At 45.2% G+C, this 25,526-nt stretch carries 21 protein-coding genes; 13 read left to right on the top strand and 8 right to left on the bottom strand.

Annotated elements, in window-relative coordinates:
- Window positions 1-22 precede the first annotated feature (22 nt).
- Window positions 23-973 carry a hypothetical protein gene (locus AB4Z08_RS03300; RefSeq protein ID WP_441572345.1) on the top strand — a complete coding sequence of 317 codons (951 nt, stop codon included), beginning with the start codon at window positions 23-25 and terminating at the stop codon, window positions 971-973.
- Between the two features lie 16 nt (window positions 974-989).
- On the opposite strand, the gene AB4Z08_RS03295 is transcribed toward AB4Z08_RS03300, so the two are convergent.
- Window positions 990-2,663: a gliding motility-associated C-terminal domain-containing protein gene (locus tag AB4Z08_RS03295; RefSeq protein WP_441572344.1), complete on the bottom strand. Its 1,674-nt coding sequence runs from the start codon at window positions 2,661-2,663 to the stop codon at window positions 990-992.
- A gap of 170 nt (window positions 2,664-2,833) precedes the next feature.
- Window positions 2,834-3,907, bottom strand: a complete 1,074-nt coding sequence (locus tag AB4Z08_RS03290; RefSeq protein WP_441572343.1) for an RluA family pseudouridine synthase — start codon at window positions 3,905-3,907, stop codon at window positions 2,834-2,836.
- Window positions 3,908-4,025: 118 nt separating this feature from the next.
- On the opposite strand from AB4Z08_RS03290, the gene lipB reads away from it, so the two are divergent.
- The gene (lipB, locus tag AB4Z08_RS03285) at window positions 4,026-4,730 is read left to right on the top strand and encodes a lipoyl(octanoyl) transferase LipB (protein ID WP_441572342.1); all 705 of its coding nucleotides are present in this window, start codon (window positions 4,026-4,028) and stop codon (window positions 4,728-4,730) included.
- Window positions 4,731-4,805: 75 nt separating this feature from the next.
- On the opposite strand, the gene AB4Z08_RS03280 is transcribed toward lipB, so the two are convergent.
- The 3 genes from AB4Z08_RS03280 to AB4Z08_RS03270 all read right to left on the bottom strand — a co-directional run bounded on the left by AB4Z08_RS03280 (window position 4,806) and on the right by AB4Z08_RS03270 (window position 7,879).
- Entirely contained in the window at window positions 4,806-5,501 is a 696-nt protein-coding gene (locus tag AB4Z08_RS03280; protein ID WP_441572341.1) for a hypothetical protein, read from the bottom strand.
- Window positions 5,502-5,605: 104 nt separating this feature from the next.
- On the bottom strand, window positions 5,606-6,499 hold the full coding sequence (locus AB4Z08_RS03275; protein WP_441572828.1) for a 1-aminocyclopropane-1-carboxylate deaminase/D-cysteine desulfhydrase: 894 nt from the start codon (window positions 6,497-6,499) through the stop codon (window positions 5,606-5,608).
- Between the two features lie 39 nt (window positions 6,500-6,538).
- A complete protein-coding gene (locus AB4Z08_RS03270; protein WP_441572340.1) occupies window positions 6,539-7,879 on the bottom strand; it encodes an alpha-L-fucosidase in 1,341 nt (446 codons plus the stop codon).
- Window positions 7,880-8,010: 131 nt separating this feature from the next.
- On the opposite strand from AB4Z08_RS03270, the gene AB4Z08_RS03265 reads away from it, so the two are divergent.
- From AB4Z08_RS03265 to ilvA, 8 genes are all read left to right on the top strand, one after another.
- Window positions 8,011-8,910, top strand: coding sequence for a sugar phosphate nucleotidyltransferase (locus tag AB4Z08_RS03265; RefSeq protein WP_441572339.1), 900 nt, complete (start codon window positions 8,011-8,013; stop codon window positions 8,908-8,910).
- The gene (locus AB4Z08_RS03260; RefSeq protein ID WP_441572338.1) at window positions 8,901-9,998 is read left to right on the top strand and encodes a phosphotransferase enzyme family protein; all 1,098 of its coding nucleotides are present in this window, start codon (window positions 8,901-8,903) and stop codon (window positions 9,996-9,998) included. The genes AB4Z08_RS03265 and AB4Z08_RS03260 overlap by 10 nt, the downstream gene beginning before the upstream one ends.
- Window positions 9,999-10,547: 549 nt before the next feature.
- Entirely contained in the window at window positions 10,548-11,450 is a 903-nt protein-coding gene (locus AB4Z08_RS03255; RefSeq protein WP_441572337.1) for a branched-chain amino acid transaminase, read from the top strand.
- 313 nt (window positions 11,451-11,763) lie between these two features.
- A complete protein-coding gene (gene ilvD, locus AB4Z08_RS03250; RefSeq protein WP_441572336.1) occupies window positions 11,764-13,443 on the top strand; it encodes a dihydroxy-acid dehydratase in 1,680 nt (559 codons plus the stop codon).
- Window positions 13,409-15,157: a biosynthetic-type acetolactate synthase large subunit gene (gene ilvB / locus AB4Z08_RS03245; RefSeq protein WP_441572335.1), complete on the top strand. Its 1,749-nt coding sequence runs from the start codon at window positions 13,409-13,411 to the stop codon at window positions 15,155-15,157. The genes ilvD and ilvB overlap by 35 nt, the downstream gene beginning before the upstream one ends.
- A gap of 48 nt (window positions 15,158-15,205) precedes the next feature.
- Window positions 15,206-15,745, top strand: a complete 540-nt coding sequence (ilvN, locus tag AB4Z08_RS03240) for an acetolactate synthase small subunit (RefSeq protein WP_441572334.1) — start codon at window positions 15,206-15,208, stop codon at window positions 15,743-15,745.
- A 151-nt stretch (window positions 15,746-15,896) separates the two neighbouring features.
- A complete protein-coding gene (gene ilvC / locus AB4Z08_RS03235) occupies window positions 15,897-16,943 on the top strand; it encodes a ketol-acid reductoisomerase (protein ID WP_370912358.1) in 1,047 nt (348 codons plus the stop codon).
- A 162-nt stretch (window positions 16,944-17,105) separates the two neighbouring features.
- The gene (gene ilvA / locus AB4Z08_RS03230; protein WP_441572333.1) at window positions 17,106-18,362 is read left to right on the top strand and encodes a threonine ammonia-lyase IlvA; all 1,257 of its coding nucleotides are present in this window, start codon (window positions 17,106-17,108) and stop codon (window positions 18,360-18,362) included.
- Between the two features lie 25 nt (window positions 18,363-18,387).
- Here ilvA and AB4Z08_RS03225 read toward each other — a convergent pair whose 3' ends face one another.
- Together AB4Z08_RS03225 and AB4Z08_RS03220 are read right to left on the bottom strand one after the other, a co-directional pair.
- The gene (locus tag AB4Z08_RS03225) at window positions 18,388-18,912 is read right to left on the bottom strand and encodes an OB-fold protein (RefSeq protein ID WP_441572332.1); all 525 of its coding nucleotides are present in this window, start codon (window positions 18,910-18,912) and stop codon (window positions 18,388-18,390) included.
- A gap of 149 nt (window positions 18,913-19,061) precedes the next feature.
- Entirely contained in the window at window positions 19,062-20,108 is a 1,047-nt protein-coding gene (locus AB4Z08_RS03220) for an NAD(P)-dependent alcohol dehydrogenase (protein WP_441572331.1), read from the bottom strand.
- 149 nt (window positions 20,109-20,257) lie between these two features.
- Here AB4Z08_RS03220 and AB4Z08_RS03215 point away from each other — a divergent pair, with 149 nt between their 5' ends.
- Both AB4Z08_RS03215 and AB4Z08_RS03210 read left to right on the top strand, forming a co-directional pair.
- Entirely contained in the window at window positions 20,258-21,058 is an 801-nt protein-coding gene (locus AB4Z08_RS03215) for an SDR family NAD(P)-dependent oxidoreductase (RefSeq protein WP_441572330.1), read from the top strand.
- Between the two features lie 9 nt (window positions 21,059-21,067).
- Entirely contained in the window at window positions 21,068-22,207 is a 1,140-nt protein-coding gene (locus AB4Z08_RS03210) for an NAD(P)/FAD-dependent oxidoreductase (RefSeq protein WP_441572329.1), read from the top strand.
- A 35-nt stretch (window positions 22,208-22,242) separates the two neighbouring features.
- On the opposite strand, the gene AB4Z08_RS03205 is transcribed toward AB4Z08_RS03210, so the two are convergent.
- Window positions 22,243-23,289, bottom strand: a complete 1,047-nt coding sequence (locus AB4Z08_RS03205; protein ID WP_441572328.1) for a DUF481 domain-containing protein — start codon at window positions 23,287-23,289, stop codon at window positions 22,243-22,245.
- Between the two features lie 525 nt (window positions 23,290-23,814).
- On the opposite strand from AB4Z08_RS03205, the gene AB4Z08_RS03200 reads away from it, so the two are divergent.
- On the top strand, window positions 23,815-25,500 hold the full coding sequence (locus tag AB4Z08_RS03200; protein WP_441572327.1) for a sodium/sugar symporter: 1,686 nt from the start codon (window positions 23,815-23,817) through the stop codon (window positions 25,498-25,500).
- The last annotated feature ends 26 nt before the right edge of the window (window positions 25,501-25,526 follow it).

Here is a 25,526-nt window from a genome sequence, read left to right as displayed (position 1 = left end):
GCTTTTTTATTAAATTGCAGCTATGTCACATTTATGGAAAAGTATAGGCGGAACCGTGGTGCTCTGTCTGTTAACCTGCTTACAACTTACAGCTCAGGACACTGCCCGGTATAAAGGGATGACTGTTAACCTGGATGAAGTGATTGTTGCTGCAAAACGTATAGGCTTTGACGTTAACAGTTTTATTAAAAGGGTGGAAGATGACACCACCTTTTATCGTGCATTCAAAAATTTACATATTGTAGGTTTCGATGCCGTAAACGATATACAGATCCTGGATAAAAAGGCAGCCATACAGGCATCCCTGTATAATGAAACTCACCAGGAAGTAAAAGGAAAATGCATGACCATGAAGGTGGCCAATGAAAAAATAACCGGCGACTTCTACACCCGTAAAGGCAATTACAATTACTACACCGCAGAATTATATGCCAATCTGTTTTTTACCAAAGGCACTATTTGTGTAGATGATGCCGGCGAAACACCGGAACGCTCCAACGGTAGCCTGGCCAGGCATAAAGCCCAGTTGAAACAACTGATCTTTAATCCCGGAAAACCTATCCGCGGTGTACCTATCGTAGGACAAAAAGTAGCCATCTTCAGTAATGAAGTGATGCGCTTTTATGACTTCTCTATCTCCGCAGAAAATTATGTAGATGGTACACCTTGTTATGTGTTTACCGCCAAAGCCAAGCCCGGTTTGAGTCGTATTGATAGAGCAGATGTGGTAATTGATGAACTGATTACCTGGTTTAACAAAGATAATTTTGAAATTGTAGGCCGTAAATATGCCCTTTCCTATAAAACAATGCTGTTTGACTTTAATGTGAAGATGAATGTGCAGATGACCAAATTTAACGGACTACTCATACCTTCACTGGTTACCTATAACGGTACCTGGAATGTGCCTTTCAAGAAAAGAGAAACCGCCATTTTTGTAGCGAAATTTGTAAATTTTACAGCCGCACAGTAATTAATTAATTAATTAATTAATTAATCAGCGTAATTGTTCCGGACTTATGCACCGGTATTCTGGTGTCTACTTCTTTATAATCTACTACCCACACATAGGTAGCTACATCCGCCATTTTACCATTTACACGCCCTGTCCAGCCCACCTGCGGATCGGTGGTGTAAAACACCCGTTCTCCCCAGCGATTGTAAATACTGATCGTATAATCGTATATGGGACACCGGTAGACCGGCCGGAAATAATCATTCCTGCCATCACCGTTAGGCGTGAAGGCAGTTGGGAAAAATAACTGACAGGCACAGTCGTGGTAACGGACTACAATGGAATCGGCAGTTTTACCGCAACTATTATAAGCTACAATGGCGTACAAACCAGGCTGTGTAACAGTATACATAGGCGTGCTGGTGCTGTCCTGCCATTTGTAAATACCACCACCGGCGCCAGTAGCGCGTAACTGGTATACTTCATTTCTGCAGAGCAGGGTATCCGGACCGAGGTTCACCCGCAGGGTATCTTCATATGATACGGAGATACTATCGAAAGATTCGCACCTGCCTATTTTGGCATGCACATAATAGTAGCCCGGTTGGGTAACATAATAGGTGGCCTGATCAGATCCATCCTGCCAGAGATAGGTGCCATTGCCGAAATCCGCTGTCAGCACAAGGAAATTGCCTTTGCAGATGGTGGTGTCATTACCCAGGTTCAGTTTCTTCAGTCGGTTATAATTAATGAAAATAGTATCGACAACGCTACAGATATGATTGATTTCCACCAGTGCCCAAAGATTGGTAGTGTTATTAATCGTTACTGCCGGTGTGGTGGCACCGGTACTCCATTCCCATTTGGTGGCCTCCGGAATGTTGGGTGCTATCCTGATAGATTCACCCGGACAAAGCAGGGTATCCGCTCCTAATGAAAAAGGATAGGGTGTCCCGGTAAAGGTAATGGTGATATCGTCCGAAATAGGGGCGCAACCTTTTGGAAACACATCTACATGATAGGTGCCTGATGTTGTTACCTCCTGCGTAGGCTCTGTATTACCAGTGTTCCATTTATATGTACAGTTCTGCGCTGTAGCATCCAGCGCAATATGTTCTCCGGTACATAAAATAAGATCCTTACCCAGATCTATTTTTGGAATAGGAGTATAGAAAACATTCACAGAATCAGGATTAGGACACCCATTGATAGATACTTTATAGGTTTTAGAGGTATCCACAAGGATGCTGCTACCGGTAGAACTGTCCTGCCAGAGATATTTAGCGCCGGGTATTACCGGGGCATTCAGCGTCATGGTAGCGCCCTCGCACAACGTGACATCCTGCGGACCGAGATCAAAAAAAACTGGTGTTACAATCGTGATTTGCTGGATGGTAGTATCGGGTATCCCTCTGCGCCAGGCCACCAGCGTATCTGTATAAGTACCAATATTATGGTAGATATGGAACGCGCGTATGGTTTTGGAAGAATCTTTATCAGCGGATAATGGATCTCCGAAAAACCATTTTACAGAATCAATGCCTGCAGGGGTGGTAATCTGGAAGAAGGAAGTATCATTCACACAGGTAGATGATACCGTAAACGGTGTTTTGCCTTGTGCGGCGGTGCTGTTGGTAAACAGGCAGCATACCAGTAAAACCGGTAAAAGATATAGGATGCGAAAGGATCTTGGTAATTGGCTTCTCATGCAATGACATGGTAATTGCTGCTAAGATAGCTTAAAGTATGTAGAATATTTATAATAATAACAATGAATTATCTGATTTCTTTATTAAGTAAAGTGCTAAGTGTATGAAACTAAAAGGCGTCAGATGGTTTATCAACCACTCTGACGCCTTTTAAATAACAATTATATCATTACACCTCATCGTCTTTCAGCGGTCTCGCTGAAATATATCTTTTCCACTTTTCCAATACGGAGGTAAAATCGGAAGGTAAAGCACTTTCAAAATACATCTGTTCGCGGGTGCGGGGATGTATGAAGCCCAGCTGTTGTGCATGCAGGGCGTGACGAGGCATAATTTCAAAACAGTTTTCTACAAACTGTTTGTATTTGGTGTATACCGTTCCTTTTACAATTCGGTTACCACCATAGGTTTCATCGTTAAAGAGTGAGTGACCTATATGTTGCATATGTACACGGATCTGGTGGGTACGGCCGGTTTCCAGTCTGCATTCCACCATTGTTACATAATTAAAGCGTTCCAGTACGCGGTAGTGGGTGATAGCTTCTTTACCATATTCCCCATCAGGGTATGCATCCATGATTTTACGTAACCGTTGGTGGCGGCCTACGTGGGCTACTACGGTTCCTTCATCTTCTTCAAAATCACCCCAAACCAGCGCAATATACCGGCGATGTACAGTGTGATCAAAAAATTGTTTCGCCAGGTCGTTCATCGCCTTGGGAGACTTGGCGATGACCAGCAAGCCGCTGGTATTTTTATCGATACGGTGTACCAGTCCAAACCGGGGTATTTCCGGTTCTGTGACCTGGGTTTTATCACCCAGGTACCAGGATAATCCATTTACCAGCGTACCATCGCGGTTACCGCAGCCTGGATGTACTACCAGGCCGGCAGGTTTGTCGATGATCATGATATCCTCATCTTCAAATACAATATTCAGTGGTAACTCCTGTGGGATAATGTCCGTATTCTCCGGGTTCCGGTTAGAAAACACAACAATCTTGTCCAATGGCTTGATCTTGTAATTGGCTTTAACGGGTTTATCGTTTACAATTACCATTTCACCATCGAGGGCCTGTTGTATCTTATTGCGGGTGGCGCCTTCTATGCGGGCCGTGAGGAATTTATCAATACGCAGTGGCTCCTGACCTTTGTCCACCACCATATTGATTTTCTCATATAGTTCCTCGCTGCCATCACCATTATCCAGCTCATCTTCCAGTTCCAGCAATTCTTCAGCCATTAATATAATTTTTTGCAAAGGTAAAGTTTAGTTGCCAGTTTAGCAGCCATCTGCGCAAATGTTCCGTATCACGGCGATTTGGCGTACCTTTGCGCAGCTGAAAAGACCAATAATGACCATGGAAAAAGTAAAGCAACAGATTGTAGTAAAAGACCTTGGCGTAATAGCATACCAGGCAGCCTGGGATTACCAGGAACAGTTGTTGAAAGAAAATGTGCAGTTGAAGTCCCACGCGGCCAATCAGTCACCCAAGCCTACTACTAATTACCTGTTGTTTTGTGAGCATCCTCCGGTATATACCATTGGCAAAAGCGGGCATATGGAAAACCTGCTGATCTCAGAAAAGGAGCTGCAGGAGCAGGGAATAGGCTTTGTTCCTACCAACCGTGGCGGAGATATTACCTTTCATGGCCCTGGTCAGGTAGTCGGCTATCCGATTATGGACCTGGAGAATTTTTTTACCGACATCGGCAAATACCTGCGCTTTCTGGAAGAAGTAATCATTCGCACCCTGGCGGATTACGGCGTAATTGGTGACCGCTCCAAAGGAGAAACCGGTGTATGGCTCGATCCCCACGATCAAGAAAAGGCCCGTAAAATATGCGCCATGGGCGTGCGTTGCAGCCGTTGGGTAACCATGCACGGCTTCGCTTTGAATGTAAATACCCTCATGGATTATTTTAATAATATCATCGCCTGCGGGATAGCAGATAAGAAAGTGGCTTCACTCGACAAAGAGCTGGGCCGGGAGGTAAGTATGGAAGAAGTGAAAGCAAGACTGAGCAAGCACTTCGGAGAAGTGTTCGAGGCAGAGATGGTGTAGCATAACAATATAAAAATGAAGGCCCGTATGGTATTCCATACGGGCCTTCATTTTTATGCCAGTGCGGCACATTAATTACATTTTATAGTTCAGCGGAATGAACAGGTTCCACTTCTCTTTCAGTTTACCTTCTTCAAATATTTCAAAGTTAAACCAGCCTGCATGCAGGAAAATGGCTTTCTCCAGGATAAGGAAAGGGGCTTTGATACGATCTATGTCAAAAAGAAAGGCACCGTTGGATTCGTAAAACTTAACGGAGTATTTCTTTTGCAGGGCATCCGGCAGTTTGATGTTGATGTTGCCATCGGCAGTCGTATAAATATAGTTAGATGGGTGCCACAGCACTCTTTCCGGTTCTTTGTTTTCCTGCTCTTTACCTCTCAGACCTTTGGCGGCATCTTTAATATCAGCATACTGCAGTTTCTGATCAGCACGGATGGTGCTGTCGGACAGTGCCAGCACGGTTTTGCTGTACATGAACCGGCCATTGGTGAATAAAATGAACAAACGATAATAGTTGCTGCCAGGTAATGGTTTGTTGTCCAGGTAAGCATTCCTTGTTTGAGTAGGATAGCTGGCGTAGCCAATGGTATTGAAGTTCAGTACACTGTCGAGCGACCGCTGTATACCAATTTCTTTTACCTGTGTGAAGCCGGAGATCCAGTCCAGCTGTATTTTGCCGGTTTTAATGGAGGCCGCGAAGTTAGGGAGTACCGGTGGAACATACTCCTGTTCCTGGGCCTGTCCTGTAAATGCGGTCAATAAAAACATTCCAATAACAAAAGTTATACGCACTAATTGCTTCATACTGATTATTCCGTGAGGCGCTTTAAGTTGGCAAAAATACACTACCGTTCAAATATAATGAACAGTTTTTAAAAGGATAGAACGCCGGGTGATAGGGAAAGATTGCCCTGCAGTCCGCCGGTATGTATTAATAATACTTTGCTGTTGTCCGGAAAGTAGCCCTGCTGGGCCAAATCACGGAAAGCCATGACAAGTTTGCCGGTATAAATTATATCAGTAGGAATGCCCGTGTCTGCATAAAAAGTATTGATAAAATCTATAAGTACCGGTGTTTTTTTCGCATATCCACCACCGTGATAGTCATGTAGTAGCTCCCAATGCGTAGTATTAGCAGGGTGTAGCAGGTCGCTGACTTCCTTGTCCAGGTATTGTGCGCCTTTTAATACCGGGATACCAATTACCTGCTGATGTGGTAATGCACTGTTGATAAGGCCCGCAAGGGTAGTGCCGGTGCCCACTGCACAGAGGATATGTGTGAAATCAGTAGTAGGGAAGATGGAAAGAATTTCTTCGCAGCCTTTGGCGCCCAGGGCGTTATGGCCGCCTTCGGGAACTATATGATAGTCCAGATAAAGGGTTTCCCATACCTCTTTTGCTTTGCCATTGCGATAATCTTCCCGGCTAACGAAAATCAATCCCATGCCATTATCGTCTGCCGTTTGAAGCGTATGGTTCAGTTGGGGATAGTGTTCTTCTCCCCGAATGATCCCCACACAGGGAAGTCCTGCTTCTTTACAGGCCAATGCAGTGGCGGCAATATGATTGGAGTAAGCACCGCCGTAAGTGAGCAAGCCGTTGCAGCCTTCGGCGATAGCGGCTTTTATATTTTCTTTCAGCTTAAACCACTTATTCCCTGATACTGCCGGATGAATCTTATCCAAACGCAGCATGGCTGCCTGGATACGATCCGGCAGCCATGTGGTATGAATTGCTTCTAAAGTAATATTATCGTAAGTGAGCATTGTCAATTGTCTGAGTTGCGAAGGTCAGACAAACTTCACTTAATCATTCGTTAAAAATCCGCCCTGTCCTCTGTACAGCTTCACGGCCTTATCCAGCTTCAGTTTCAGCACGGTGATGTATTTATCCTGTCCATGTTCCGGTACATCTATAAATACGAGTCCGGGTACCGGGCTCCAGGAAATTTTACCAACTACTTTGTGGGTCAGCTGTTGTCCGCTGCCCAACATGGTAATGCTTTCAATTTTATTAGTGAGTCCTTTCACCATTACCTGGCCACTGGTTTTAGCGGGCAGGAACAGGTAGAGGGTGCTGGAATCTTTAGAGAGGGTAGTTGGACCATAGAAGTGACCCTGCGGAATACCAGCGTTGGTATTGAACACTGCTTCTCCGTTGCGTTGGTTCCAGGCGCCCAGTTCTTTTAACATTGTTACTTCTTCCGCAGGGATAGTACCATCGGCCTTGGGACCTATGTCCAGCAGGAGGTTACCACCATTGCTGACAGCATCCACGAAGATGGTAATGATTTCGAAAGGTGTTTTCCAGTTGTTGTCCTGCGGCTGCCATCCCCAGTTGTTGTTGATGGTCATACAAAGTTCCCACCAGTGGTATTTTGGACGGGACACCGGAAAATTCTGTTCTGGTGTTTCATAATCTCCATAACCTTGTAAACGCCCGTTGATAATGGTTTTGGGGTTATGGGTGGTGAGCATGTTACGCATTTTAGGAGCTTCCCATTCTTCGGGGGAGTGTTCCCAGTCGCCGTCAAACCACCACAGGTCCGGGTTGAACTTGGTCATCACTTCGGCCATTTGTCCTTCGTAGTACTTCAGGAAGCGCTGCCATCTTTCAGGTTGGGCCTTGATATCGTAGCGATTACTGTCTTTCAGGAACTGTGGATAATCGTTATGACTCCAGTCGATCAGGGAAAAATAGGCACCACATTTGATACTATCGCGCCGCAATGCAGCGTAGAAGGGCGTGAGCACGTCTCTTTTAGCGGGGGTACTGTTAGCAACATCCAGTTTGCTGTATTTGCTGTCCCACAAAGCCACGCCATCGTGGTGTTTGGTGGTCATTACCGCATAACGGGCGCCGGATGCTTTGATCAGATCGGCCCAGGCTTGTGGATCGTAATTACTTGCAGTAAAGCCTTTCAGCTGCTGCATGTAGTCAGGATAAGATATTTTTTTGTTGTGGAATGACCAGGATTCATCAATTCCGTTGACGGAATAAATGCCCCAGTGGATGAATATGCCCAGTTTGGCGTCGGCAAACCATTGCATTTTTTCTTTAATCTCTTCTGGATTTGTTTTCTGTTGCGCATTTGCAGTAGGTAGAAGCTGCATGGCAAAGGCTCCCAGCACTAGTAATCTCTTCATTGTTCCGTTTAATTAATCTTTAAAAAAGGTGTTCCTCACAAAAAGAAAGTGTGAAAATAGTTTTAATGATTAAATTTAACGCCGATATTTTTAGGTAAATAATTGACAATTATAAAACTAATATCAAAAAAATGCAACCGACTTTATTGATTTTGGCGGCCGGTATGGCCAGTCGATATGGCAGTTTAAAGCAAATCCAGGAATTTGGCCCCAGCGGAGAAACTATCATAGACTACTCTATTTACGACGCTATCAGCGCCGGTTTTGGAAAAATAGTGTTCATCATCCGCGAAAATTTTGCAGCTGATTTCAAAGAAATCTTTGAACCTAAGCTCAAAGGCCGCGTGGCTGTTGATTATGTATACCAGGAGATGGATGCATTTGTAGGTGACCATGCGGTTCCTGCCGACAGGACCAAGCCATGGGGCACCGCTCATGCTGTCCTTTGCGCGAAAAACGCTATTAATGAACCATTTGCAGTAATTAATGCAGATGATTTCTATGGTACCGATGCTTTCGTTAAAATGGCTGCTTTCCTGAATAATGAATGCAAGCCGGACGTATACAGCGTGGTAGGCTATGAACTGGGCAAAACGATCAGTGAGCACGGTTCTGTTTCCCGCGGCGTATGCGAAGTGAGTGGTGGCAATCTTGCTGCTATCAACGAAAGAACAAAAATATACCCGGAAAACGGTCAGATCGTTTATGAAGAAGCAGACGGCAGCAAACATCCGCTGGCTGCAGATACCCCGGTATCCATGAACTTCTGGGGATTTCATCCGAGTGTATTTGAACTGAGCCAGGGCCTTTTCAACGAATTCCTGGATAAAAACCTCAGCAACCCTAAATCGGAATTCTTTATTACGATCGTTGCTGACGAATTTACCCGCCGGAATATAGGCCAGGTAAAAGTAATACCTACCAGCGCTAAATGGTTTGGGGTTACTTACAAAGAAGATGCACCAGGAGTGCAGGCCAGCTTATCAGCGCTGGTTGAGAATGGAGAATATCCAGACAATTTATGGAAATAAAACCCAACACAAAGATCCTTCAGGCTTTCGGACTTGAGCCTGAAGGATTAAATGTCCGAAAATTTGGATCAGGACACATCAACAACACTTTTTTGCTAGAAAAAAAGCAGGACGGCAGTAGATACGTTTTACAAAAAATCAATGTAAACGTATTTAAGGAACCAGATGTTATCGCCGCCAACCAAAGAATGGCAGCAGATTACCTGGCAGTTCATCATCCCGGCTATCTGTTTATTACGCCGATCCCCACGGTTAATGGGGAAGAGCTCTTTGTAATTGACAACGAATACTGGAGAATGATCCCTTTTATTGCGGATTCCGTAACGGTAGATCAGGCCGACAACCCAAAGCAGGCGTTTGAAGCAGCCAAACAGTTTGGCCGCCTCGCCAGTTACCTTTCGGGAATTGACCTGAAGCCGTTTAAAGCTTCTATTCCAAACTTTCACAACCTTACCCTACGGTACAGCGCCTTCCAGGATGCCATCCGTACTGCTAAGGAAGACAGGAAAGCTGAAGCAGAAGAGATGATTGAAGAATTCCTCCGCTATTCTGACATCGCTGTAACGTATGAACAACTGAAAACGAATCCCGAATTCAGGGACCATCTGATGCACCACGATACCAAAATCAATAACGTATTGCTCAACAAGGATACTTATGAAGGTATATGTGTTTGCGACCTGGATACCCTGATGCCCGGAAAAATCATCTCAGATCTTGGAGACATGGTACGCACTTATGTTTGCCCGGTTTCTGAAGAAGAAAGAGATTTCAGCCAGATCGTTATCCGCGAAGAATACTACGAAGCCCTGATGCAGGGGTACCTCGCAGAGATAGGCGGTACTTTAACAAAAGTAGAAAAAGAACAACTGTTCTTTGCCGGGAAGTTCATGATCTACATGCAGGGTATCAGGTTCCTCACCGATTACTTAAACGGTGACGTATACTACCCAATCAAGTACCCGACACACAATTACGACCGCGCCAAAAACCAATTGGTACTATTACAGCGGCTCATGGAAAAAGAAACGGTGCTGCAGGGAATCATTGACAAATGCCTGCACGTCAGCGTAACAAGTGAACAGTAAATGAAATCATTTTTAGAACGTGAACAGTAAGTGAAATGAAATCATTTTATCCCGGTGCTTCCTGCACCGGGATTTTTTTGCCCCCCAATTTACCCCTGCCTTCTGAAAGCAGTGCCCAAAATCCCTCTTATCCGCGTCTTTTGTACACAAAATCAGTAGATTAATTTATAACGATATATTGATTTGTTTAGAAAACACACAACTATTGACCTCTTTTTTTAAATATTTTCAAAAACGCTTAATGTGATTAATTTTTCACGAAATATTGGGGAGGTTATTGTTTTTTATTTTTTTCACGAATACTTTTGTAGAAACACTAAAGAAAATAAGACCTCCCATGTGGGTAAATAAAGACAACATAAAACTTAATCACATCGTACCTCAGCTCAACTGGGCTATCACGAAGGTCGTGATTATCGTCGTTGTCATTATTAGCCACCAGTATGGAGGATAGGTAAACGTGCATATAATCACAAAATATAACGCCTTCCTCCGCAAAGAGGAAGGCTTTTTTTTGGACTGTATATTCCCTTGTATAATTTCAATTTTATGTATAGCTATTACAACGACAACACCTTTCTTTACATCAACGGTGAGTACACCAAGGCAAACGCAGCTACAACAGACCTGTATGGCCAGTCACTCCACTACGGTTATGCAGTATTTGAAGGCATCCGCGCCTACAAAACCGCTAGCGGTGAAGTGAAAATCTTTAAAGCGAAAGAACACTTCGATCGCCTGAAGCGCTCCTGTGAGCTCATCCACATCCCATACAAATTTGATAACGAAGAGCTGATCGCCGCTTGTTACAAAATACTGGAGATGAACAACATGGAAGAAGCTTACATCAGACCCCTGGTTTTCTGTCCGCCTAACATGACCCTGAAAGCCGCTGCAGAATCACAAATCCTGATCTGCGCATGGGAATGGGGAGCTTACCTGGGAGAAAAACTGTTGCGCGTAATGACTTCCTCTTACGAACGACCAAATCCCAAAGCCTTCAAAATTGAATCCAAGTCAGCCGGCCTCTACGTAAACTCCATACTGGCCTCGCAGGAAGCAAAAGAAAAAGGCTACGATGAAGCACTCCTCCTCGACATGAATGGCTACGTTGCAGAAGGCCCCGGCGCTAATATCTTCTTCGAAAAAGACGGCAAAATATATACTCCTCCTGCCGGTAACATCCTCCCAGGCATCACCCGCGCCACTGTTATCGAACTTTGCCAGGAACTGAATATCCCACTGGAAGAAAAATTATTTACCATTCCTGAACTCAAAGAAGCCGAAGCTGCTTTCTTCTGCGGTACCGCTGCAGAACTCATTGGCCTCGACTCCCTGGATGGTCAGTCTTTCAGCAAACCATGGGCACAGTCACTGGGTAAAGTCCTCCAACAGGCCTACAAAGCCAGAGTATTGGGAAAAGTATTTCAACGCGAAGCGCAGTTGGCGTAAAGCGTAAAGCAGAAAGCAAAAAGCTATGGAAGCGGATGCCTTTAGCAACTGTTCTAACAAATAATGGCAAAAGGCCTTCAGACTACACAATAGCTTTCTGCTTTCTGCCTTCAGCTTTCACCTCTTGAAGGTTGTAAATCGAAAAACTTACAATCCTTTACTGTAAAGGATATGAAGACTCAAAAGACAGATTTGAAGACCGGTATATTGGAAATTGTTGGTTTGAATATGAAGACGCTACCAGGTAATTTGTGGAGAAGTTTTAAAATAGGGTTACTATAAACAGCAGTCACCCCGGTAATAACTAAAAGCAATGGAATTAAATAAGTATAGCAAAACGATCACACAAGACCCTACACAACCAGCTGCCCAAGCTCAGTTGTACGGAATTGGTTTAACAGAGGAAGACCTGAAAAAAGCACAGGTGGGCATCGTTAGCATGGGCTATGATGGTAACACCTGCAATATGCACCTGAATGACCTGGCTCAGGACGTGAAAAAAGGCGTCTGGGCAAATGATCTGGTAGGGCTCATCTTTCATACCATCGGGGTCAGTGACGGTATGAGCAATGGTACGCCAGGTATGCGTTATTCCCTCGTTAGCCGTGATCTGATTGCAGATTCCATTGAAACTGTTGCAGGCGCGCAGTATTATGACGCCCTGATCACCGTTCCAGGCTGCGATAAAAATATGCCCGGTTCCCTGATGGCTATGGGTCGCCTCAATCGCCCCTCTATCATGGTGTACGGCGGAACCATCGCTCCCGGAAAATACAAAGGCCAGGATCTCAACATCATCTCAGCATTTGAAGCTTTAGGTCAGAAAATGGCCGGCAAGCTGGATGAAGGCGATTTCAAAGGCATCGTACAAAATTCCTGCCCCGGTGCAGGTGCCTGTGGTGGTATGTATACCGCTAATACCATGTCTTCCGCTATCGAAGCACTCGGTATGAGCCTGCCCTACAGCTCATCCAACCCCGCGTTGAGCAAGGATAAAAAGGAAGAATGCCTCGCTGCAGGTCAATACATCCGCCTGCTCCTCGAAAGAGATATTAAGCCCAGAGACATCATGACGAAAGAAGCATTCGAAAATGCACTCACCATTATCATGGCTTTAGGTGGCAGCACCAACGCTGTACTGCATTTCATTGCTATCGCAAAATCAGTAGGCGTTTCCGTTAGACTGGAAGATTTTCAACGCATCAGCGACAAAACACCGCTGATCGCCGACCTTAAACCAAGTGGTAAATACCTGATGGAAGACCTGCACAACATTGGCGGCGTTCCACTGGTAATGAAATACCTCCTGAAGAAAGGATATATACACGGCCACTGTATGACTGTAACAGGTAAAACAATCGCCGAAAACCTGGAAAACGTGGCAGATATAGATTTCAGCACACAGGACATTATCGTTCCGCTGGAAAAACCACTGAAACCAACTGCACACATACAAATCCTCTACGGTAACCTCGCTACAGAAGGTTCCGTTGCTAAAATCACCGGCAAAGAAGGGGAGCGCTTCAGAGGCCCTGCCCGCGTATTTGACGGCGAATTTGAACTGATTGCCGGTATTACCTCCGGTAAAGTGAAAGAAGGAGATGTGGTGGTGATCCGTCAGGTAGGCCCTAAAGGTGCACCCGGTATGCCGGAAATGCTGAAACCTACCAGCGCCATCATGGGCGTGGGATTAGGCAAAAGCGTGGCACTGATCACCGATGGCCGCTTCTCCGGTGGCACCCACGGATTTGTGGTTGGACATATTACCCCTGAAGCTTTTGAAGGTGGTAACATCGCCCTCGTAAAAGACAACGACATCATCGAAATAGATGCAACAAAGAATTTTATCAATGTGGAAGTAAGTGAGGAAGAACTGGCAACCCGCAGAGCACAGTGGATACAACCCGCATTGAAAGCATCCAATGGAATCTTATTTAAGTACGCAAAACTTGTTAAAAATGCAACAGAAGGATGTGTTACCGATGAAGCCTGAGATAGCAGATAAGCAAATAACTGTTAAACCTGTGATTACAGGTTCCGAAGCTGTGATCCGCGCCCTCGTAGAAGAAGGTGTAGACACGATTTTCGGTTATCCCGGCGGGGCGATCATGCCTATTTATGATGCCCTCTACGATTTTCAGGATCAGGTTCGTCATATACTCGTCCGTCATGAACAGGGTGCTACACACGCCGCTCAGGGATATGCACGCAGTTCCGGCAAGGTAGGGGTGGCATTTGCTACTTCAGGTCCTGGCGCAACCAACCTGGTAACAGGTTTGGCAGATGCATACATGGACAGTACCCCAATGGTATGCATAACCGGCCAGGTGGCCGCTGCTCTGTTAGGTACCGATGCTTTCCAGGAAACAGATGTGATTGGTATCACCATGCCTATTACTAAGTGGAATATTCAGGTAACCCGCGCAGAAGATATTCCAGGCGCCATGGCCAAAGCATTTTATATTGCCCGTAGCGGCCGTCCAGGCCCGGTACTGGTAGATATCACCAAAAATGCCCAATTCGGCGAGTTCGAATACGAATACAAAAAATGCGATTATATCCGCAGCTACCGCCCCGTTCCTGAATTAAATCTGGAAGCAGTAGCCGCTGCAGCAGCACTGATCAACAGCGCGAAAAAACCATTCATTCTTTGCGGTCACGGTGTATTATTATCCGGCGCCGAAAAGGAACTGATTGCACTGGCGGAGAAAGCACAGATTCCTATGGGGATTACACTGCTGGGCCTTTCCGCCGTACCGGTAGATCACCCGTTGTATGTAGGTTTACTGGGTATGCACGGTAACTATGGTCCTAATATGCTCACTGGTGAAGCCGATGTGATCATTGCAGTTGGGATGCGCTTCGATGACCGCGTAACCGGTGATGTGGAAAGCTACGTACCAAACGCCAAAGTGATTCACATCGAAATCGATGCCGCCGAGATACATAAAATCATTAAAGCAGACGTACCCGTACACGCAGATGCTAAAGAAGCCCTGACAGCATTGATACAACAGGTAAACCCTGCTGAACATGCCGCCTGGCTGGAAGAATTCCGCGCTGCTGATAAAAAGGAATACGAAAAAGTACAGCATGCAGAACTGTATCCGCAGGAAGGTGAACTGAAAATGGCAGAAGTAATCCGCCTTATCTCAGAAAAAACCAAAGGCGAAGCAGTGCTGGTAACAGATGTAGGCCAGCACCAGATGGTGGCTTCCCGCTATTACCGCTTCAAAAATCCTAATACCAATATCACTTCCGGTGGTATGGGTACCATGGGCTTTTCGCTGCCGGCTGCTATGGGCGCCAAAACAGGCACCCCCGAAAAAGAAGTAGTAGCGATCATCGGTGATGGTTGCTTCCAGATGACCCTGCAGGAACTGGCCACTATCCACCAGTCACAGATCGGTGTGAAAATAGTGATCCTGAATAACAATTTCCTTGGCATGGTAAGACAATGGCAGCAACTTTTCTTCGACAAACGCTATTCCTCTACTGAAATGGTCAATCCCGACTTTGTACAGGTTGCCAAAGGATTTTATATCCCCGGCAAAAAAGTAACTGCAAGGGAAGATATATCCGCCTGCATTGACGAAATGCTGGCTCACCAGGGCGCTTATCTGCTGGAAGTAGTGGTGGAAAAAGAAGACAACGTATTCCCCATGGTGCCTGCCGGCGCTCCTGTCAACACTATCCGGCTCGAGTAGCATTGCAGGAAGGATTCATATTGATCATTTGTAATTCACAACAGGTATATGCAAAAAGAATATACAGTAACGGTATATACGGAAGATCGTATAGGTATAACCAACCGTATCACCATTATATTTACCCGCAGGGGCATCAATATCACCAGCTTAACAACAGCTGAAACAGAGATTCCCGGCGTATATAAGTTCATCATAACGGTGATGTCTACACGTGAAAAGCTGGATAAAGTGGTAGGCCAGATAGAAAGACTCATCGAAATACACCGCGCCTTTGTACACGAGGAAGAAGAAGTCGTTTACCAAGAACTGGCGCTGTACAAGATTTCTACCAAGTCATTACACACCGGTGATGTAGAAAGACTGATCCGCGAAAATAATGCGCGTATTCTGACGATCACCGCTGATTATTTTGTCATTGAAAAAACAGGCCACCAGCAGGAACTCACAGATTTCATTAAGAAACTGGAACCATACGGCCTGATCGAGTATTCAAAGAGCGGCAGGGTAGCCATCGTAAAATGGAGCCGCCGTTTCCACGAACACCTGAAAGAACTGCAGGAACAGGATGCTGAAAATAGCCTTTAGCTCTTTAGCATTTAGCCGTTAGCTTTTAACAAGCATGCTAAAAGCTAACTGCAAAAAGCTAAAAGCTTTCAAATTATAAATCATTATTCATTCAAATCAATCCTCAGCTAATAGCTAACTGCTAATAGCTAACAGCTAAAAAAAACTACACATGGCAACCATCAATTTTGGAGGGGTACTCGAACAAGTAGTAACCAGAGAAGAATTCCCTATGGAAAAAGCAAGGGAAGTGCTGAAGAACGAAGTGATTGCAGTAATTGGTTACGGCGTACAAGGTCCCGGCCAGGCACTGAACCTGAAAGACAATGGCTTTAACGTTATTGTAGGTCAACGTAAAAATTCTAAAACCTGGGATAAAGCAGTAGCTGATGGCTGGGTTCCTGGCGAAACTTTATTCGATATCGAAGAAGCTGCTCAGAAAGGTACTATTCTTCAGTTCCTGTTGTCTGATGCCGGACAAATCACCCTATGGCCTACTTTAAAGCAACACCTGACTCCTGGTAAAGCATTATACTTCTCCCATGGATTTGGTATCACGTATAAAGAACAAACCGGTATTATTCCTCCGGCTGATGTAGACGTTATCCTGGTAGCACCTAAAGGCTCCGGTACTTCTCTCCGTCGCCTGTTCCTGGCTGGTCAGGGTCTGAATTCCAGCTACGCTATCTTCCAGGATGCTACCGGCCGCGCTAAAGAACGCGTTGTAGCACTGGGTATCGGCGTTGGTTCCGGTTACCTGTTCGAAACAGATTTCAAAAAAGAAGTATTCTCTGATCTGACCGGCGAACGTGGTTCACTGATGGGCTGTATCCAGGGTATCTTCGCTGCTCAGTACGAAACATTGCGTAAGAATGGTCACTCGCCTTCTGAAGCTTTCAACGAAACAGTAGAAGAACTGACACAATCCCTGATGCCACTGGTAGCAGAAAACGGTATGGACTGGATGTATGCTAACTGCTCTACTACTGCTCAGCGCGGTGCGCTCGATTGGTGGAAGAAGTTTAAAACTGCTACCCAGCCAGTGTTCGATGAACTGTACGCCAGTGTTGCTGCAGGTAAAGAAGCTGCCCGTTCTATCGCATCCAACAGTACACCTGATTATCGCGAAAAACTGAACGAAGAACTGAAAGAACTGCGCGAAAGCGAAATGTGGCAGGCAGGTGCGGCTGTACGTAAGCTGCGTCCTAACAACGCGTAATAGCAACTATTATAAATTACAATGGCAAAGCATTTTCGAATTATTGAAATTATTGGTGCTGGTATTTAGTACAGAAGAAAAATATTCTTGCTGTTTACTAAGTACGGTTCCATGATTTCGATAGCCCCGGAAATGCTTTGCCATTTGTATTAATTACATTTTATGTCTGAAGTAATGAGTAGTGTCAATTCCCTGAATATCCTCGATGCTGCGGTGAAGCTGAAGCCAGTGATCACACGCACCCCGCTGATGTATAGTGCCAATCTTTCCCGGCGCTATAACTGTGATGTATATCTGAAAAGAGAGGACATGCAGATTGTACGCTCTTATAAATTGAGAGGCGCCTATAACCTGATCAGCAGCCTGCACGGGGATATCCTGGCCAAAGGTGTTACCTGCGCCAGCGCCGGAAACCATGCCCAGGGCTTCGCTTACGCCTGTAAAGCCATGAACATTAAAGGCGTGGTATTCATGCCTGTCATTACACCGAAACAAAAAGTTAACCAGGTAAATATGTTTGGCGGCGATAATATAGAAATCCGCCTAGTAGGTGATACTTTTGATGACTGCTCTGCGGAAGCCCAGGCTTTCACAAAAGCAAATGGTATGACCTTCATCCCACCATTCGATAATCCAAAAATTATAGAAGGACAAGGCACCGTTGCTGTGGAAATACTGGAAGACCAGTCAGCAATTGACTATCTCTTTGTACCCGTTGGTGGTGGCGGTTTGGCTGCCGGCTTAGGTACTTACTTTAAAACCTATAGCCCCAAAACCCACATCATTGGCGTAGAACCGGAAGGCGCTCCCTCCATGCTTCGCGCGTTGGAAAACGGCGCACCCGTTACCCTCGATGAAATTGAACGCTTTGTAGACGGTGCTGCTGTAAAAAGAGTAGGCACCCTCAACTATGAAATCTGCAAAGATGTACTGGAAAGAATGCACCTGGTTCCGGAAGGTAAAGTATGTTCTACTATCCTCCGGTTATATAATGAAGATGCAATAGTGGTCGAACCTGCTGGCGCTTTGTCCATCGCAGCACTGGACGATTTTGCAGAAGATATAAAAGGCAAAAAAGTAGTATGCGTGATCAGCGGCAGCAACAACGATATTGACCGCATGCAGGAAATAAAAGAACGCTCCCTCCTCTACGAAGGATTAAAGCACTATTTTATTGTACGCTTTGCACAGCGCCCCGGCGCACTGAAAGAATTTTTGAATCATATCCTCGGCCCCACCGATGATATCACCCGCTTTGAATACATACAAAAACATAATAAAGAAATCGGTCCCGCCCTGGTGGGTATAGAACTCAAGTACCGCGAAGATTATGACAAGCTCATGGCCAATTTCAAAAAGTATAATTTTCAGGTCACTGAGCTAAATAAGGACGATAGCTTATTTGGGTATCTGGTATAGTAATATGGCTCCTGTAAATTGGGGGCTATATTATTTTAGCTGTGGTTACAGGTATATCCAGCAGTTCACAGTCTTCAATTTTGAGATCCCATATCAGCCCCCGGCAGTACCCCTTTACTAACAAGGAGCTTCCCTTCATAATATATACTTCTTTATTATTCGACAGGAAGCATTTAATGGCATGAAACCTGTCATTGCTCCTCAGGAGCATATATGCGGTTCCCATCGGATCCCACCCTGTACCAATATAAGTTCCTGTGATGTAAACCGTTTTATTGGTATACTTTTCATTGGCTTCGGGATCGTTAGAAAGATAGAGCTTTTGTAATGTCATGACACCAATCGGATATTGCAGGCATTTGCCGATACTCGTATCTTCAGGAGAAACATCCAGCACGATGTTGGTGGAGTCATTAAGGGAGACGGTGTCTGGTTGATGAAAAAAATACCAGGCCATTACTCCTGCTACGAGGAGCAGCAACAGACCAACGGCAACAGTTATCAGACGACTGGACCTGTGATAGTTATTGGAGGTTATCTTCGTCATCATTTGAGGTTTTTAGGGATATAGTGGTTATAAAGATATCAACAAAATTAGATGACAGCCTTTGCTTAACGAATGTATAACAAAAAACACCCGTTACGGTTCAATCGTAACGGGTGTTTTACTACTAGTATACCCTACAAAACCGGGCCGGATTATTTTAAACTCGCAATATCAATCACAAACCGGTACTTCACATCTCCTTTCAACATGCGCTCGTAAGCCGTATTGATTTCATTGATATTGATCACTTCCACATCACTGGTAATATTATGCTCTGCACAATAGTCCAGCATCTCCTGTGTTTCGCGGATACCACCAATCAATGAACCCGCAATACTACGGCGACCCATGATGAGGTTGAAAGCCGGTACTATAGATGGTTCTGGAGGAACACCCAGGCAGATCATCACCCCGTCCAGGTTCAACAAATTCAGATAGGTAGTATAATCATGTGGTGCAGAAATAGTGTTGATAATAAAATCAAATTTGTTCCGCAATTGTTTCACCTGCTCTTTATCGGTCATCAGTGCAAAATGATGAGCGCCGAGTCTTTTAGCATCAGCTTCTTTAGAAGGAGAAGTACTTAACATCGTCACCTCTGCACCCATAGATGCTGCCAGTTTCACCGCCATATGTCCCAAACCGCCCAAACCTACCACTGCTACTTTATGGCCTTTGCCAACTTTCCAGTGACGCAGGGGAGAATAAGTAGTGATGCCGGCACATAATAATGGCGCTACACCTTCCAGGGGTAATTTATCAGAAATTTTCAGGGTATATTTCTCATCTGTTACAATATGCGTAGAGTAGCCGCCGTAAGTATGTGTTTTACGATCCATCTCATACCCGTTGTAAGTACTGGCGCCGCCAGTTACACAGTATTGCTCTTCACCTGCTTTGCAGGGATCACATTCGCGGCAGGAGTCTACAAAGCAACCAATACCTGCCAGATCTCCTACTTTGAAACGGGTAACATGATCACCTACTTTGGTAATGCGGCCTACTATTTCATGGCCGGGCACCATTGGGTAAATGGAATTGCCCCACTCATTTCTCACCTGGTGTATATCGGAATGGCATACACCGCAATATAAAATTTCAATCTGTACATCATGCGGACCGGGTTCTCTGCGCTCAAAGTTCCATGGACCCAGCGGTGAAGCAGCATCCTGCACAGCATAAGCTTTTGTTGCAATCATGGTGTAAATTTTAGGCCCCGAAGCTACGTAATTTGTACAATTCGGAATAAGTTCACCTCAGCACTCCCGCCTTTTTACCGTTTTTTCAATAACTTATACTGTAAATCCCCTCATCGCATCTTTTACTTTTGATATAAAATAATAAAATCATGGAGCTCAATTTAAAAGGAAAGGTCGCCATTGTTACAGGTGGCAGTAAAGGTATAGGCAAAGGCATTGCTACGGCTTTACTGAAGGAAGGCGCTATCGTTGTGATCACCGCCCGCAATGCAGATGAACTGGAAGACACTGCCGCCATGTTCCGCTTACAGGGTAATGAGGTCCTGGCAGTAGTAGCGGATATGGCAAAAGAAGCCGACCTTCAACACCTTGTCACCACTACCATACAGCAATACGGACATATAGATATACTCGTAAATAATGCAGGTGGTATAGATACTTTTGGTCCGTTGGAAACCATTACAATGGATCAGTGGCGACGTATTTTTGAAGTGAATTTCTTTGGCCAGGTAGCGCTCACCAACCTGGTGATCCCTCACCTGAAAAAACAAGGTGGTGGACGCATCATCAATATCTCCTCCGAAAATGCAGAGCAGCCGGATCCTAACATGGGCCACTACAATGCTACCAAAGCGGCACTGAATAATTATTCCAAAACCCTGTCGCAGAATTATGGTAAGGATAACATACTGGTGAATACCGTTTCTCCGGCATTTATTAAAACACCTTTGGTAGATGATATGCTGGAAGGCATCTCCAAAGAAAAAGGTATTTCCATCGTGGATGCAGCTAAACAATTCCTGAAAGAAAACCGCCCTTACCAGGTGCTGGGACGGGTAGGATTGCCGGAAGAAACCGGTGGTATCGTGGCTTTTCTGGCGTCAGATCATGCCGCCTTTATCACAGGTGCCGTATTCCGGGTGGATGGTGGATCCGTAGGAACAGTATAAATTACAGCTATGCTCAGCTATTGGGAAAAACAAAGTCTTTTGCAATACGACTATATCATCATCGGGAGTGGTATGGTAGGGTTGTCTGCTGCTATCAGTCTGAAGGAAAAGGCGCCGCAAAGCCGCGTAATGGTGCTGGAAAGGGAAGTGCTGCCTACCGGTGCCAGCACTAAAAATGCAGGTTTTGCCTGTATTGGAAGTCTGACCGAAATCCTGGCAGATCTGCAAACCATGCCGGTGGAAGCGGTACTGAACCTGGTAAACCTTCGGCTGTCTGGTCTGCGTTTGCTTCGGAAGCGTTTAGGAGATGACCGTATAGGATATCGTGAAAATGGCAGCTTTGAACTCATCGGCTCCCGGGAGGAATGGGCGCTGCAACAACTCCCCGAAGTCAATAAAATGCTGGGTACCCTGTTCGGTGAACAGCCTGCCTTTACACGAACAGATGAGAAGCTGGCAGCGTTTGGCTTTGAGCGGCAATACATCAAAGCGCTTATCCGTAATAACTTCGAAGGGGAACTACATACCGGCAAAATGATGCGTGCCCTGATAGACACGGCTATCGCCTGTGGCGTGGAAATTAAAACAGGATGCACCGTGAGCAGCATCGAAGATTTTCATACAGGGGTGAACGTTATTGTGCCCAATCATACTTTGAAAGAAGACATTATATTCACTGCCCATAAGGTACTGATCTGTACCAACGCTTTTACCAGGCAGCTGCTGCCGGAGGAAGAGGTGGTGCCAGGCAGGGGACAGGTACTGATCACAGCGCCCGTGAAGGATTTGCCGTTTAAAGGCATCTTTCACCTGGAAGAAGGATATTACTATTTCCGGGAGCTGGATGGCCGGATACTGCTGGGCGGTGGGCGTCAGCTGGACTTTACCGGTGAAACCACCACCGAATTTCAATTCAATGATCGTATACAGCAGGAGCTGGAAGTGTTATTGCATACTATCATCCTACCCGGCCGCGAGGTAGCGATCGCCGACCGGTGGACAGGTATCATGGCTTTCGGCAAAACCAAACAACCTTTGGTGAAAACACATACAAAGAATGTCATTATGGGAGTGCGCATGGGAGGAATGGGCGTAGCCATCGGATCTATGATCGGAGAGCAGATTGCATTGATGGCGCTGAACAGTTAGATACGGATACCACTACCGATCTGAAACACCGATAACTAAAAGCTGTATCCTATCCCAAACACCAGACTATAATCCGACTTCGAAAACATTTTCGCCGGCGGTTGATTATCATAGCTATTATAAAATATCAGGTTCACGCTGAAAGTGTCTATAATATCGTAAGCCGCGCGGATTAACCCTTCTCCCCGAATTCTTCCTCCTTCATTTAATCCAACAAAAACACCCTGCACCAACTGCAACCGGAAATTATTATCCTTCAGGAGATAGAGGTTATATTGTAAGATGAGAGGGGCTTCCAGCATGCCGTTGCGGAAAGCTCCCTGGAAAGCACTCTCCTGGGTGGTCACTACACCAGCTACCAGTTGTGCATCCATATGTTGCCGGACCAGGAACTGATGGCCTATGCCGGCGCCTTCTATAAATCGTTTGGACGTTCCCAGTTCCAGGTTACGCTGATAACTGAATATCCCGGCTACCTGCCAGGAAGCTGTAAAGTAATAGCCCGGTGTAAGCCATACATACTCCCGGATCCTTTTGGTGCCATCGGAAGTAAACCCCGTAATACCACTCATATTCAGATCCCCGGCAAACCGGCCATCGAAGTAACGGATATCATTATACGTATTTAATACTCCCAGGGAGGCAGATTTTGTGAAGACATACCCCAATGCAAGGGTACCGGACAGGTTATGAAAGAACCCTGTATCATAAGAGGCAATAACAGATAGTTCTTTCAGTGGCAACAATAGCGTATCGGTGCCCGTAAGGATCCTGACCATACCGCTATCTGCTTTGGCCAGTGTGCCATAATACACCACACTTCGGATGGTCGTGATCCGGTAGGAATAGGAGCTGGCAGCCAGCGTGCTTATTTTATAGGTACTGATTTCCTGATCGTCCAGTTCATCGGAAGAAAAAGAAATCATCCCCCTTTCCATATGATCCAACTCACCGGATAGCTTTAACCCGGTTTTGAAATACAGGGTGTCGGTAGACTGAGCCTGCAGGGCTCCACTGCATAACATCCATCCGAAGGTGAGCAGTAAGAGGGGTTTATGTAAAAGGGGAAAAGCTTCTGCCATAATAACCTCCAAACACGGTCACCAACCAAAATGTTTGTGTATTCCCAACGGAACCCCCAAATGACAGGGTAACAGCAAATGGCAAGCTAACACCTAATAACTAAAAGCTAACAGCTAAAAAAATGGCAGGGTAACAGCAAATGGCAAGCTAACGGCTAATAGCTAAAAGCTAACAGCTAAAAAAAACTTGCTTCCCGAATATCTCTTTTCTATATTTAAATTTTATTTCCACGCTATCAGGCATTCAGTCGACCATTCCCACCCCATAAAGGAAAGGAAATCAAGCTGAAAGAATATTATTATAGTGTTCACAGGTACCTTTTGTGTAAGTAAAGGGTATTAATTGTTTCTTTTTTTATAAACAAGCTATGACAAGTGATTTAAATTAATAGTTTTATCACCCGGAGAACCGCGGCAGCTGTCGCGGTTTTACTTTTCGCGTTAAAAAAAAACTTTGTAAGCGTATTTTTTACATTTATTATGTATATTGATTCGCTAAATTTTTTATAACCACGTTTGAACGTTATGCAAACAAAATCCTTACACATCTTTGATTACCTGGTATTCCTGGTATATTTTGTAATAGTGGCAGGCTATGGCTACTATATTTATCGCCGGAAGAAGAAGGCGACCACGGATTCGAAAGACTTTTTCCTCGCGGAAGGATCTCTTACCTGGTGGGCAATTGGTGCCTCCCTGATAGCTTCCAATATTTCTGCGGAACAATTTATCGGGATGTCCGGAAATGGTTTCAGTATAGGATTAGCCATTTCTACTTATGAATGGATGGCTGCTGCCACGTTGATCGTAGTAGCGGTATTTTTCCTGCCCATTTATCTGAAGAACAAGATCTATACGATGCCCCAGTTCCTGGAGCGGAGGTATAATCAAACCGTAAGTACCATTATGGCCGTGTTCTGGCTGTTGTTGTATGTGGTGGTAAACCTTACGTCTATCCTGTATCTTGGCGCCTTAGCAGTATCTACTATTTCCGGTATTAACTTTTATGTCTGTATGGTGGCACTGGCCTTTTTTGCCATCCTCATTACACTGGGAGGCATGAAGGTGATTGGTTATACGGATGTAATACAGGTGTTCTTCCTGATCCTGGGAGGTCTGGCTACTACTTATCTTGCCTTACAGCTGGTATCCGAGCATTTTGGTACTACAGGTGTACTGAAAGGCTTCTCCCTGATGACCCAACATGCCAGTGAACATTTCCACATGATCCTGCATAAGGAAAACCCCAAGTACCTGGATCTGCCCGGATTGAGTGTATTGATTGGTGGTATGTGGATTGTGAACCTGAATTACTGGGGCTGCAACCAGTATATCACGCAACGTGCACTGGGCGCGGATCTGAAAACCGCACGCAGTGGTTTACTGTTTGCGGGTTTCCTGAAATTGCTGATGCCTGTGATCGTGGTATTGCCTGGTATTGCGGCTTATGTGCTGTACTCTCAGAACCATGGCGATTTTGCGCAGTCCATGATGAAAGGTGGCTCGCTGAATGCAGATAATGCTTACCCGGTATTGCTGAACCTCCTGCCTGTTGGACTGAAAGGTCTGGCATTTGCTGCGCTTACAGCGGCGGTAGTAGCTTCTCTGGCTGGTAAAGCCAATAGTATTTCTACCATTTTTTCTTTGGATATTTATAAGAAGATATATAACAAGGATGCCGATGAGAAGAAGATTGTAAGCGTAGGCCGTTTGGTGGTGGTAGTGACTATGATTATTGCGATCGTGATTTCCAACTTCCTTGGTATTGATAAAAAAGGAGGCTTCCAGTTTATCCAGGAATACACCGGTTTTGTGTCCCCGGGGGTATTTGCTATGTTCGCTCTCGGATTTTTCTGGAAACGTACTACTTCCAGCGCAGCGATGTTTGCGATGATTGGTGGTTTACTGCTCTCTTTCTTCCTGAAGTTTATGCCGGCATGGGTGAACCTGGAGCCTTTGCACCAGATTGGTTTCTCCGCATTAAATCCGGACAGCGGCTTATGGGAAATGGCTTTCATTGACCGTATGGGTCTTGTGTTTGTGGTATGTGTAATTGGTATGGTGATCATTACCCTGAGCGATAAAGCCAGCGCTAATAATCCAAAAGGTCTGGCGATCGACAGCAGCATGTTCAAACCCAATATGGGCTTCACTGTTGGCGCATTGCTCATCATAGGTATACTGATCGCATTGTATACTGTGTTCTGGTAATAGAAACATTTTGTTATTTTGTTGCC

The organism is Chitinophaga sp. RAB17, from assembly GCF_052114225.1.
Taxonomy (GTDB): Bacteria; Bacteroidota; Bacteroidia; order Chitinophagales; family Chitinophagaceae; genus Chitinophaga.
Note: the sequence above shows the minus strand (reverse complement) of the source record. Positions and strands in the feature narration are given on the sequence as shown.

Coding starts and splice junctions, on each gene's coding strand:
- ilvC (WP_370912358.1), top strand. CDS start 15,897: ATGGCAACCATCAATTTTGGAGGGGTACTCGAACAAGTAGTAACCAGA.
- AB4Z08_RS03280 (WP_441572341.1), bottom strand. CDS start 5,501: ATGTTTTTATTGACCGCATTTACAGGACAGGCCCAGGAACAGGAGTAT.
- AB4Z08_RS03210 (WP_441572329.1), top strand. CDS start 21,068: ATGCTCAGCTATTGGGAAAAACAAAGTCTTTTGCAATACGACTATATC.
- AB4Z08_RS03275 (WP_441572828.1), bottom strand. CDS start 6,499: ATGCTCACTTACGATAATATTACTTTAGAAGCAATTCATACCACATGG.
- AB4Z08_RS03300 (WP_441572345.1), top strand. CDS start 23: ATGTCACATTTATGGAAAAGTATAGGCGGAACCGTGGTGCTCTGTCTG.
- ilvD (WP_441572336.1), top strand. CDS start 11,764: ATGGAATTAAATAAGTATAGCAAAACGATCACACAAGACCCTACACAA.
- AB4Z08_RS03270 (WP_441572340.1), bottom strand. CDS start 7,879: ATGAAGAGATTACTAGTGCTGGGAGCCTTTGCCATGCAGCTTCTACCT.
- AB4Z08_RS03200 (WP_441572327.1), top strand. CDS start 23,815: ATGCAAACAAAATCCTTACACATCTTTGATTACCTGGTATTCCTGGTA.
- AB4Z08_RS03225 (WP_441572332.1), bottom strand. CDS start 18,912: ATGATGACGAAGATAACCTCCAATAACTATCACAGGTCCAGTCGTCTG.
- AB4Z08_RS03265 (WP_441572339.1), top strand. CDS start 8,011: ATGCAACCGACTTTATTGATTTTGGCGGCCGGTATGGCCAGTCGATAT.
- AB4Z08_RS03260 (WP_441572338.1), top strand. CDS start 8,901: ATGGAAATAAAACCCAACACAAAGATCCTTCAGGCTTTCGGACTTGAG.
- AB4Z08_RS03295 (WP_441572344.1), bottom strand. CDS start 2,663: ATGAGAAGCCAATTACCAAGATCCTTTCGCATCCTATATCTTTTACCG.
- AB4Z08_RS03205 (WP_441572328.1), bottom strand. CDS start 23,289: ATGGCAGAAGCTTTTCCCCTTTTACATAAACCCCTCTTACTGCTCACC.
- AB4Z08_RS03215 (WP_441572330.1), top strand. CDS start 20,258: ATGGAGCTCAATTTAAAAGGAAAGGTCGCCATTGTTACAGGTGGCAGT.
- ilvB (WP_441572335.1), top strand. CDS start 13,409: ATGCAACAGAAGGATGTGTTACCGATGAAGCCTGAGATAGCAGATAAG.
- ilvN (WP_441572334.1), top strand. CDS start 15,206: ATGCAAAAAGAATATACAGTAACGGTATATACGGAAGATCGTATAGGT.
- AB4Z08_RS03220 (WP_441572331.1), bottom strand. CDS start 20,108: ATGATTGCAACAAAAGCTTATGCTGTGCAGGATGCTGCTTCACCGCTG.
- ilvA (WP_441572333.1), top strand. CDS start 17,106: ATGTCTGAAGTAATGAGTAGTGTCAATTCCCTGAATATCCTCGATGCT.
- lipB (WP_441572342.1), top strand. CDS start 4,026: ATGGAAAAAGTAAAGCAACAGATTGTAGTAAAAGACCTTGGCGTAATA.
- AB4Z08_RS03290 (WP_441572343.1), bottom strand. CDS start 3,907: ATGGCTGAAGAATTGCTGGAACTGGAAGATGAGCTGGATAATGGTGAT.
- AB4Z08_RS03255 (WP_441572337.1), top strand. CDS start 10,548: ATGTATAGCTATTACAACGACAACACCTTTCTTTACATCAACGGTGAG.